This is a genomic window from Gluconacetobacter entanii (assembly GCF_003206495.1).
GTDB classification, from domain to species: Bacteria; Pseudomonadota; Alphaproteobacteria; order Acetobacterales; family Acetobacteraceae; genus Novacetimonas; species Novacetimonas entanii.
Window position 1 is genome coordinate 1 of sequence record NZ_NKUF01000066.1, and the last position, 9894, is coordinate 9894.

The window sequence follows — 9894 nt, forward strand, 5'->3', positions numbered from 1 at the left end:
AGCGAACCATGTTCGGAAGAGCAGGCTTCGAACTCCTCAGGGCTCGTGTCCTCCAGCCCGCATAATCAAAAACATCATCACGAAAAGTGCGGAAGAACCGGATTCAGGATCCCGCCTGAACCCGGTATTCTCGTCCCCCCATTTCTTGAGAGCCATGATGACAGGCTCCAGGGTCCGTCCCCGCGGCGTCAGGCTGTATTCCACCTTCGGGGGCACCTCGGCGTAGACTGTCCGCAGCACAAACCCGTCCTGTTCCAGTTCGCGGAGCTGCGCCGTCAGCATGCGCTGGGTGATATTGGGCAGGCGCCTGCGGATTTCGTTAAAGCGCAGGGTTCCCTCGAGCAGGTGGTAGAGGATCACTCCTTTCCATTTCCCGTCGATCAGCTGAAGCGTCGCTTCAACGGCACAGCCGGGACTGCAATCAAGTGATTTATGCCGGATACGGGTCATGACGGTATCATTTCCGATACTATGGGCGTTAAAAGTGCGTTCTTGTCCGAACCCAGCATAATGCTCACTGTTCTCCTTCATCAACACAGGAGCAGACACCATGCGCGCCGTCGGTTACCAGACGCCTCTCCCGATCGACAATCCGGCTTCGCTCCAGGACATCGATCTGCCGAAGCCGGTCCCTTCAGGGCGGGATCTCCTAGTGGAAATCAGGGCTGTGTCGGTCAATCCGGTCGATACAAAAGTCCGTCGCAGCGCCACGCCGGATGCGGGTCAATGGCGGGTTCTGGGTTGGGACGCCGCCGGGATCGTTGCCGGCACCGGGCCTGAAGTCACGGATTTCGCCATCGGGGATGAGGTTTTCTACGCAGGCGCGCTCGATCGCCCGGGAACCGATGCTGAATTCCACCTGGTCGACGAGCGGATTGTCGGCCGTAAGCCCCGTTCCCTGAACTGGGCTGAAGCGGCGGCCCTGCCGCTGACAGCGATCACCGCTTGGGAGATGCTGTTCGATCGCCTGGATATCCGTCGGTCAGTCCCCGGCGTGAAGCCGGCCGTGCTGATTATCGGGGGTGCGGGCGGGGTCAGCTCCATCGCCATCCAGCTGGCCTGGGTCCTGACCGATGTCACGGTCATCGCCACCGCCTCCCGGCCAGAAACGCGCGACTGGGTGACATCCCTCGGGGCCCATCATGTGGTGGACCACAGCAGGCCGCTTGCCGCGCAGGTCGCCGCCCTTCCGACCGGTGCGCCCGCCTTCGTCTTTTCCACGACGCAGACGGATCGGCATATGCCAGAGATTGTCGCGCTGATCGCGCCCCAGGGGCATTTCGGCCTGATTGATGACCCGGCCGCGCTCGACGCCCTGCCGCTGAAGAAGAAAAGCCTGTCGCTGCACTGGGAGCTGATGTTCACGCGCCCGCTGTTCGGCACAGCCGACATGGGCAGGCAGGGCGAAATTCTCAACGAAGTCTCACGCCTCGTGGATGACGGGCGTATCCGCACCACGCTTGGCAGGAACCTCGGCCTGATCAAGGCGGCGAACCTGCGGCAGGCCCATGCCCTGATCGAGAGCGGTCAGGCAAAGGGCAAGATCGTGCTCGAAGGTTTTCCTGGCTGAAATGGAGAAGACCATGAAAGCGCTCGACGAGACAGGGTGTGGAACACGGGCGGAGAACAGGCCTCATGACTGATGAAAAGCACCTGATGACCCTGAACCGTACCGGTGGGCGGTTCGATCTCAACAGGATTGCGGCAGCGTTCCCGAAAACCGCGGATACGATGCTGCTGGATACCTATCTGACCGACAGGCCGGAAGCCAGCATCAGGGTGTTCCGGATCTATCGGGACGTGCCGCCGCATTATCATACCCAGTGTGATGAAGTCCTCCATGTGCTTTCCGGAGAAGGGACATTCTGGATTGATGATCCGGCTGAAGAAGCACCGTTTGTCCCCGGGCACCTGCTGGTCTTTCCGCGGCGTGCGGTGCATGCGGTGCCGCGTATCCTGCGTGATCCTGTCATTTTTCTTGCCATCGACACACCGCGCCGGGCACCGGATGACGTGGTGTTCGTCAATCCTGCCGAAGGCACGCCTTCCGGCTTCATCAAGAGTATCTGAAGTCATGTCGCGGGTCACAGATGAACTGGATCTGTGTCCCTGCAGCGCATGCCCGCAAAACGCGGCGTAAGTCCTGGGCGTCTGGAGACGGTTCCCTTTCCTGAAAGGCCCGGTTCGGGAAACATCTCTGTTCAGCAGGAAAAAAAGAAAATCAGGGGCGGCCCCTTCGGGGTTCTCTCACTCTGGTTCGCTAAGCGGCTGCGCCGCTAACCTCACTGGAGCCCCCTGCGGGGTCTCCACGCTTTCGCGCAACGGTTCGACCGCTCGCCCGGGGGTTCTTCAGGATGAATACTTATGAGATGCTTGATAATACTGCGATTAATAAAATGGGCATAAGGAAATAAAGGGAATAAAAACAATAGTAAACTAATGTTTACTGATAATATATTGTCTTTTTTATTGTATTTATATTCTGTCTGTACTATTCTTTATTTGTGGAGAGGGAAATGGTTCCCGCCACAGACGCCCCGCCCGGTGCTCCAACACCGGACAGGGCTGACGCCAGACAGAAAGGCTAGTTTCATGTCCAACGCTACCAACACAATGACCGCCGCCCTCGCTTCCGTGCAAGAGAAGAAAGCCGCCAGCAAGGCAAAAGCGGGCCAGAAGGCCCCCGCCGCCCGCCGTTTCGAGGAAGCGGCCCGGCGCGCGCCTGTCATCACCATCGAGGCCGCCGAAGCCCTGATCCCCGTTCCCGACCAGATCACCAAGATCGTTTCCCATTTCGGCCTTGAGGACTTCGATGCCGACGCCCTCGCGGAAACGGCCCGGCAGGCTTTCACCGTCATTGCCCGCAGCCTATCGCCCGTGCTGGTCGTGACAACATGGAACGGCGAGCAGAACGACAAGGGGCTGGAAATGCACCTCCAGCGCATGGCTGGCGCCGCTGTCGCGTCCGCCTTCGGGGCCGCCCAGTTCTACGACGCCAAGCGCGCGCAGGCCCGCGAACTGTCCTCACAGTTCAACGAGTATCGCGAAGAGGACCGGATGGGCGTCGACGGGCTGGAAAACAGGGCGGCCAACGCCCGCCGCTTCGCAGCCGAGCAGGGGATCAAGGCCGCCGCTCTGGTCGCGTCCGCCCGCGGGGCCCTTGCCGCCTACGAGGACATGATCGGCACCCCGTGGAAGCCCTACACGGCCAGCAACGCCCGCACCATCGACCAGCGGGCCGCAGCTGCCGAGATGGACGCCCTCGGCTTCTGACCGACCCGGCCGGACCCACGGCGGGTCCGGCCACCCACGGCAAGGTACCTTTCCGCAAGGATCGACCCGCATGAGTGAATATGAATCCATGGCAGACCGCGACGAAGCCCTTGCGCTTTCGCGTGCTGCGCCCCACCACGCATGGGTCCTGACGGACCGGGACGTCTGGCATCGCAATCCTTTTTATCACGGCCCGGAAATGCCGCATCCCGAAGATGACGGCGCGCATGACTTTATTGCCGACCACGGCATCGACGCATGGCGGGAGGCGACCACGGCCGCAAGGGTCGCAGCCATTGCCGCAGCCGAAGCGAAAGCGCGCGAGATCGCGGACGCCCCCGACCCCTGGTGGCCTGACGATCCGACGCCTTGAGAGACTATGCCGCAGGAGCCAGGAAACCGGGTTCCTGCTTCTGGTGTCCGGGGTCGCTATCGTGCTTGCAAAAAAATGCCCTGAAACCAGCATGTCGCCGCGAGGCGCCCGCCTCAAGCCCGCTGCGCGCCGCGCTTCGCGCGGTGAGGACACGCCCCTTTCAGTGAACAGGGCCGCCCGGAGCGCAGGGCGGTGCCCCGCGCTCCGGGCAACCCGGTCCACCTCAGGGGCATGCCCTCAGGCTTGACCCGGGCACCTCGCGGTCCTCCCGGCGGGCAGCGGCCTTCCCTGATCCGCTCCCGGGAAAAACAATGTCGGTCATGCAGCATGCCGGACAGTGGAGATGACAAACCTACTGTGTCGCCCTGCCGAACACGAAGCCAAGCTTGCCGTCATTCATGATGTAGGGCGTGCAGGTCATGCCGGGATGGACCGCGTCGTAGGGTTTCAGCCATCTTGTCGAGACCCAGCCGGGACGCAATGCGAGATTCATGCTCCGGACGTAGCCGTTCGTAGGCGGTGCGTCCGTGGCGATGGGGAGTACTGCCAGCGCAGGAGCAATGCTCGGGGCACCGTCCCGTGGTTCGCTCTGCAGCGGGATCGGATGCCTGAAATCCATCATGACCCGTTCCGGCGCATCAAGGGCCATGCATCTGTACCCGTCGAGCGCACGGACCGGGGTTCTGTGCAGCGCGAAGGCCGGGTGGCTGATGCTGCAGGTGAGGGCCGCAAGGATCGCGGCCCGGCAGGAAAACCTCATGCTGGACTCCTTGTCAGCCGGTCAGGATCGAACTGGACGCAGCACTGCCCATTTTTGCTGCGACCGCCGCGCGCCATTGGCCGACCGTGGTGGTTGAACTGATATTGTTCCCCGACATCGCCGTGCTCGATATGTAGGACGACATGAGGCTGCTGTCGTCGGCCGTCGCGATTTCAGCACCTGCGTTCGGGCCAAAGTTATAATAGGCGCGGGCATCAAGGGCTGTCGGGTTACTGATGCCACTGTGCTGCAGACGGGTGGCCGCATCCTTGAGATACTGCGCCGCAGCCACTGCCTGCGTTGCCGGGTCCTGCTGGCCTGCCGTGCCGCTGGTGATGGACGAGGCCAGCGAGGGGGCTGCTGCCAGTGCCTCTTCAAGGGTCTGGCTGTAGGTCCCGTTGCTCATCTGGAACGCGCCTGTGATCGTACTGCCGTTTCCGGCCGTGTAGAGGTTCTGGCAGCCGGATTCCACCACGCAGGTCGCGGCAAGCGCCGATGGATTGACGCCCAGCGCCTCGGCGTTCTGGGCTGCCGCATAGCCCCATGACTGCTGGTATAGGGTCTCAAGCGCATCGCTGTCGGACGTGCCTGCTGTCGCTGTCTGGGTGACGGCGCCGCTTCCGCTGGTGGCCTGGGCTGTGCCCGTCGTGTCCGGGGTCCAGCCACCGAGCCCCGGTTCCTGATAGGTTGCGTTGACATGTGTCGGGAGCCCGCCCGGCACGTTTACTGTCTGTGCCCGCCCGATGGGGGGAGTGACGAGGCCGCACGTTACGAGGACCACGGTCGCTTGCGCCGTGCGGCAGCATGGAAAGGGGAGCCGGATCACCTTGGCATCCTGTTGCGAGGCGGACAGGATCGACCAGCATCATGCGACTTGTGTCAGAACTTCGTACGGCGTTTCGGTTCCGGACCTGAGCGTGTCCGTTATGGACACGCTCAGGGCATCCGTCCGAGCGCAAATCCCGCTATAAGGACGATGGAGCTGTATCCCAGGATGCGAAAGGCCGTCTGCAGGTTGTACCGTCTGGTCATGGCCGTGGCTTGGCTCTCGATGGCGCCCCTTAATCCTTTCGTTATATCTGCGGTGATCGCGAGGAGTTTCTTTTCGACCAGCTTTTCGTTGATGGTGCGCAGCGTGTGCACCGCTTCAATGCCGTCCCTGAGGTGGCTGTGGATGGCGATCGTGTCCTGCGCCAGGGTTTCGCGCTGCTGTTCCGCCACCAGCCTGCTCTCGGCAGCGGCGCGGATGGAGGCGCGCCTGGCCTCAATGCAGAGGGTGCCGATCTGGTCTATCGCTGCGACCAACGCCGAAAGCACTTCGACTTCGGGTGCGATCGGACGCTCGACCCACTGGGCGGCGACCCGGCGCAGGTTCTCCATTCGGACCGCGAATTCACGGTCTGCCGCCTCGATGTCGCCCTGGGCCGCCATCAGACATTCTCCATAACCACGTCGGGCAGCCCCTTTGGCATCCGGGGCAGATAGTCCGCTCCGAGGTCGCGCAGGAAGAGGGGTACGTCCCGTTTGAGCCAGCGATTGACCCGTAGCCTGTCGAAGACCGAGCTTTTCGGCTGTCCGGGAACCGGCTTGTTCGCAGCAAAATCCATGAACGACTGCCCACGATCCGCGATTTTCTTCAGCCCGTTGATCGCGGGGAACACACCGTGCGCGGCGCCGCGGTCCAGAGCGTTGAGAACCGCTTCGTTTTCGAGGATCTGGCTGACCGCCTGAGGTGTATCGATACCGACGGGAAGCAGGCCTTCATTTATGACAATAGCCGTGCGGGGCGGCAGGAAACCATGTTGCTCCTGAAGGTCCTGCAGATAGTCGATGTCCGCATTCTCCATACCGATCATGAAGATCGTCACAAGCGAGACCCCGAGCTCGTCCAGCGCCGCGACAAGGGGAGATGAGCGGATCAGTTCGTGCATCGCAGTCCATCCTCCCCCGATGTCGAGGATCGCATCATGGCGGGATTCAACCAGTTTCTCGATCTGCCCTTCCAGCCAGGCAGCCTGCCCGGTCGGGGACATGCTGTCCGCTTCCAGAACCTGTGGACCAAGCGATGAAAGCGTATGCGAGCGGTTCATGGAATCCGTGTTCCAGATCTCCGGTCTGCCTCCCTGCTGGGCCGTGATCTCGGCCAGTGATTTGAGGAATGTCGTTTTTCCCACCCGCTGGCGCCCGATTGCGACGAGCAGGGTTGGGCGTGTCACCAGCTCCGTTGGTTCTGCGGCGTCTGTGATCGTGGCGGATGCCATGCCTTACTCCCGATGAAAACCGGGCTCCTTCCGCTTCAGCCGCGTAAGAAGATCCCGCTTGATGGCCTAGGCCCGGGCGCGACCAATGGGAAAGTTCTTCTCCCCGGTTGTCTCGCTGCCCGAGCATGCTGGCACTGTCGCGGGCAATGATGCGACCTGCGCGTTTTTTTCGGCGGACACTCTTTGTGCGGGTACAGCTGATGCATCGGGGAGGGGGGGGAGGTTTTTCTGGCCATCATCGACAAGGTCGGGCTTCCAGTCCTGCGGCAGCCGGCTCGGATGGGTGTTGTGGACGGGGGGATCGACTTCTACCGAGGCGGTCTGTTCCTCAGCATGTCCTTTTCGGGCGTTCCTGACCTGTACCCAGAGCTTCCTTACCTTTCTGAGGCCGGAATGGTCTGCGGAGATATCGAGGCCGCTCTCGCGCATCACGGCGATGACGGGCTTCCATGAGCCACCATGCGGTCTGATGGCGGCAACGGCGTCATGATGCTCGGTTAGCCAGAGCAGGACGGAACGGGTCGCTGCCTGGGTGGTCATGGCAATTGCGTGTTCGCGTAGGCGCTTTTGGACGTCGATATTGGCCACGGTCAGTATCCCTGTTTCCAGCGTTCAGCGGTTATGTGGGGATTTTCGGCTTCATCGCCACTACAGCGCTCCCTTTCCGCTCCCCTGCCGCTCCCTTATCGCTCCTTTATCGCTCCCTTGTCGCTCCCTCTGATTTAAGGAGCCTCATACACCATTGCACCGTTGGTGCGGGCGGCTTTGCCGCCAGAGAAGGACACGCGGCAAAGGGTGGGCCTGTAAGGCCTGCCCCTTCCGAGCAGTTGGTTATGGTGGGTCGCATGATGGGGCCAGATGATGCTTGCAGCCATCGCCCAGGGGAGTCGGCCATGTGCGTCAAATCAGACAACACGATCCACGCGAATTTTACGGACGCGGCTCCTCAGAGTGTCCTCGACGGCATACCTTATGCTTTTGGCGGAAAGCTGGTCCGCTCCGTTTTCATCAACGGGTTCACATGGTTTGTGGCTGACGACGTGGCGCGCGCTCTTGATTACGAAAGCGCGAGGAGTGCGATCAGGTATCTTGATGCAGACGAAGTAGCGAAAGCGTTCATCTAGACCGAAGGTGGCCCGCAGACCATGCTGATCGTGAGTGAAAGCGGTATCTACAATCTGACGTTCAAGTCCACGAAGCGAAAAGCAAAGGATTTCCGGAGATGGGTCACGCATGAAGTTTTGCCTCAGATCCGTCGGACAGGAAGCTACGGCAAGAGCGGGATGCGCTCAGACCACGATGAGCCTGCCATGACTGGTGAAGAGAAGGAACTGCTTTCACGCCTGTCCCATCCGGGACCCCATATGGTCTTCGTGATGCCGGGACAGAAGCCGTATATAGAGGAGGTCGATCCTCGCGAGTTTATTCGCAACCTCGACCGTCACGATGTCGAAGGGCTGGCTCACGCCATGAACCTGATTGGCTCGGTCTGGAGCATATGTTGTAAAATTGACGGGGCAATATACGGCTCCGCCGTTCTTCAAAGCGGCGTCGGTCGGCACAGGCGGGCTAACCGGCCACTTCGCCACCGCGATCGGTGCGGGCATGGCGGCCAATGCCGGTGGGCTGCTGGGGTCGCGACCCATCAGGATGCCAGCTTGCTCGCGCCGTCGGCGATCGGGTCGAACGTGCAGATTGCAGTCGGCAGTGCCAGCGGTGACCTCTCCCACGCGGCCTCCACGTCCAGCCATCCGCTGACCAACACCTTCGGCGCCTAGCAGATATAGAACGAGTTGCAGGTCCAGTAGGTCGGATCGCAGGTCGTGGGACAGGTCGGGGGAATGGTTTCGGATGCGCTGCACAGCAAGGGCGTAGCAGGGTTTGACGAGACCAACTGGAAGGACAATTACGGTCGTATCCTGATGGAGGCGGCCGGCAATGCAGGCGTGGCGGCACTTGGTCATGGCAATGTGGCCGCGGCTGGTATTGGTACGGCGTCTGCAGGCATTGCGACTTCTGCCATCCTGCCCAGCGCGGTAGCGTGGGCCGTCAGCGAAACGAAGGATCGGGATACAGAGATAGCCCTGGCCAATATCATTACCAACACGGTCGCCTCTGCTGCCGGGGCAGCGGGCGGTCTGGCTGCCGGGGGATCGACATCGATTGATGCACTGACGGGGGCCGCCGCGGCGTCAGCCATTCAGCAGAACAACATGAGCCAGCAGATGGCCGTAGCTGTTGAAATAGCGGAAATCGCGAGCAAAGTCCTAGGGCGTGTCGTCAGTTAATTCCGATGATGGCGGAAACGAGTTGCACTGCTGCGAGGAATGTTGACTTCGGCTTGTCGTAGCGTGTTGCAATGCCTCTGAACTGCTTCAATCTGGCAAAGAAGCGTTCAATGATGTTTCTGTTTTTGTAGAGCTGGAAGCTGATTTTCCGTGGATTGCGTCGGTTTTTCCTTGAAGGGATAACCAGTGTAATCTGCCGTTCTTCGATCTTTTCGACAAGCGGATCGGCGTCATAAGCCTTGTCGGCGATAAAGGCTTTGGGATCGACCTCATCCAGCAGGGGGGCTGCTTCCGTGATGTCCGCTCTCTGCCCGGGCGTCAGGGACAGGGCGACCGCCTTTCCTGCGGCATCGACAATGGCGTGGATTTTCGAAGTCAGTCCACCACGGGACCGCCCGATGGCCTGATCTGTGCCCCTTGTTTACGGGCACCCGCACTGTGCTGGTGCGCCCGGACAATCGTGCTGTCGATCATCATGTAGTCGTTGTCGCGATCGGCGGCCAGATGCCGGAAAATCCGTTCGATCACGCCGCCTTCGCACCAGCGACGCAGTCGCCGGTGAACGTTCTTCCAGTCCCCGAACCGGGCAGGCAGGTCACGCCACGGAATGCCGGCACGGTAACGATACAGAACCGCTTCCACAAACAGACGGTTATCGGCAGCCGTTCCGCCGACATGGCCTTCACGACCCGGGAGAAGATCTTTTATCCGTTTCCACTGGCTGTCACTCAGGCCATATCGTCGCATTCATTCTCTCCCTGAAAACAGAGAGAAAACATCACAGATCAAACGGGAGTACAAGCCTCATAGCGCCAGATGCTAAATGACGACACGCCCTAGCACTACAGTTGCATTTTGTGTTGAGTTCTGAATCTATGGGTAACCATGATTCAGGATATGATGAGTGGCGGTACGTCTGTTGAAGAGACGCTGGAATTA

General features: G+C 60.8%; 13 protein-coding genes. 6 read left to right on the plus strand and 7 right to left on the minus strand.

The features are described 5' to 3' along the window. Positions 1–36: 36 nt before the first annotated feature. Positions 37–450 carry a winged helix-turn-helix transcriptional regulator gene (locus tag CFR72_RS15320; RefSeq protein WP_244182335.1) on the minus strand — a complete coding sequence of 138 codons (414 nt, stop codon included), beginning with the start codon at positions 448–450 and terminating at the stop codon, positions 37–39. 100 nt (positions 451–550) lie between these two features. Here CFR72_RS15320 and CFR72_RS15325 point away from each other — a divergent pair, with 100 nt between their 5' ends. From CFR72_RS15325 to CFR72_RS15340, 4 genes are all read left to right on the plus strand, one after another. Beyond that, entirely contained in the window at positions 551–1570 is a 1020-nt protein-coding gene (locus CFR72_RS15325; RefSeq protein WP_014106785.1) for a zinc-binding alcohol dehydrogenase family protein, read from the plus strand. 65 nt (positions 1571–1635) lie between these two features. Then, complete coding sequence (locus CFR72_RS15330; RefSeq protein WP_014106786.1) at positions 1636–2070, plus strand: cupin domain-containing protein; 435 nt, start codon at positions 1636–1638, stop codon at positions 2068–2070. Between the two features lie 522 nt (positions 2071–2592). Then, entirely contained in the window at positions 2593–3273 is a 681-nt protein-coding gene (locus CFR72_RS15335) for a hypothetical protein (protein WP_023524158.1), read from the plus strand. A 70-nt stretch (positions 3274–3343) separates the two neighbouring features. Then, complete coding sequence (locus tag CFR72_RS15340) at positions 3344–3646, plus strand: hypothetical protein (RefSeq protein ID WP_014106788.1); 303 nt, start codon at positions 3344–3346, stop codon at positions 3644–3646. Positions 3647–3998: 352 nt separating this feature from the next. Here CFR72_RS15340 and CFR72_RS15345 read toward each other — a convergent pair whose 3' ends face one another. The 5 genes from CFR72_RS15345 to CFR72_RS15365 form a co-directional block, all read right to left on the minus strand. Next, complete coding sequence (locus tag CFR72_RS15345) at positions 3999–4406, minus strand: hypothetical protein (protein ID WP_014106789.1); 408 nt, start codon at positions 4404–4406, stop codon at positions 3999–4001. Positions 4407–4419: 13 nt separating this feature from the next. Beyond that, positions 4420–5232, minus strand: a complete 813-nt coding sequence (locus CFR72_RS15350; protein WP_014106790.1) for a hypothetical protein — start codon at positions 5230–5232, stop codon at positions 4420–4422. 110 nt (positions 5233–5342) lie between these two features. After that, complete coding sequence (locus tag CFR72_RS15355) at positions 5343–5837, minus strand: hypothetical protein (protein WP_014106791.1); 495 nt, start codon at positions 5835–5837, stop codon at positions 5343–5345. After that, positions 5837–6667, minus strand: coding sequence for a hypothetical protein (locus CFR72_RS15360; RefSeq protein ID WP_014106792.1), 831 nt, complete (start codon positions 6665–6667; stop codon positions 5837–5839). The genes CFR72_RS15355 and CFR72_RS15360 overlap by 1 nt, the downstream gene beginning before the upstream one ends. Before the next feature lie 66 nt (positions 6668–6733). Then, the gene (locus CFR72_RS15365; protein ID WP_244182336.1) at positions 6734–7255 is read right to left on the minus strand and encodes a hypothetical protein; all 522 of its coding nucleotides are present in this window, start codon (positions 7253–7255) and stop codon (positions 6734–6736) included. Positions 7256–7812: 557 nt separating this feature from the next. Here CFR72_RS15365 and CFR72_RS18180 point away from each other — a divergent pair. Continuing rightward, positions 7813–8445, plus strand: coding sequence for a BRO-N domain-containing protein (locus tag CFR72_RS18180; protein WP_244182337.1), 633 nt, complete (start codon positions 7813–7815; stop codon positions 8443–8445). A 63-nt stretch (positions 8446–8508) separates the two neighbouring features. After that, positions 8509–8955, plus strand: coding sequence for a hypothetical protein (locus CFR72_RS15375; protein ID WP_014106795.1), 447 nt, complete (start codon positions 8509–8511; stop codon positions 8953–8955). On the opposite strand, the gene CFR72_RS15380 is transcribed toward CFR72_RS15375, so the two are convergent. Continuing rightward, a protein-coding gene (locus CFR72_RS15380; protein ID WP_110570266.1) for an IS5 family transposase occupies positions 8948–9702 on the minus strand; the annotation gives its coding sequence in 2 pieces (ribosomal slippage) (positions 8948–9363 and positions 9363–9702; 756 coding nt in all). The genes CFR72_RS15375 and CFR72_RS15380 overlap by 8 nt on opposite strands. Between the last annotated feature and the right edge of the window lie 192 nt (positions 9703–9894).

Excerpts from the sequence above, each read along its gene's own strand:
- CFR72_RS15320 (WP_244182335.1), bottom strand. The coding sequence starts at position 450 with ATGACCCGTATCCGGCATAAATCACTTGATTGCAGTCCCGGCTGTGCC.
- CFR72_RS15325 (WP_014106785.1), top strand. The coding sequence starts at position 551 with ATGCGCGCCGTCGGTTACCAGACGCCTCTCCCGATCGACAATCCGGCT.
- CFR72_RS15330 (WP_014106786.1), top strand. The coding sequence starts at position 1,636 with ATGACTGATGAAAAGCACCTGATGACCCTGAACCGTACCGGTGGGCGG.
- CFR72_RS15335 (WP_023524158.1), top strand. The coding sequence starts at position 2,593 with ATGTCCAACGCTACCAACACAATGACCGCCGCCCTCGCTTCCGTGCAA.
- CFR72_RS15340 (WP_014106788.1), top strand. The coding sequence starts at position 3,344 with ATGAGTGAATATGAATCCATGGCAGACCGCGACGAAGCCCTTGCGCTT.
- CFR72_RS15345 (WP_014106789.1), bottom strand. The coding sequence starts at position 4,406 with ATGAGGTTTTCCTGCCGGGCCGCGATCCTTGCGGCCCTCACCTGCAGC.
- CFR72_RS15355 (WP_014106791.1), bottom strand. The coding sequence starts at position 5,837 with ATGGCGGCCCAGGGCGACATCGAGGCGGCAGACCGTGAATTCGCGGTC.
- CFR72_RS15360 (WP_014106792.1), bottom strand. The coding sequence starts at position 6,667 with ATGGCATCCGCCACGATCACAGACGCCGCAGAACCAACGGAGCTGGTG.
- CFR72_RS18180 (WP_244182337.1), top strand. The coding sequence starts at position 7,813 with ATGCTGATCGTGAGTGAAAGCGGTATCTACAATCTGACGTTCAAGTCC.
- CFR72_RS15375 (WP_014106795.1), top strand. The coding sequence starts at position 8,509 with ATGGTTTCGGATGCGCTGCACAGCAAGGGCGTAGCAGGGTTTGACGAG.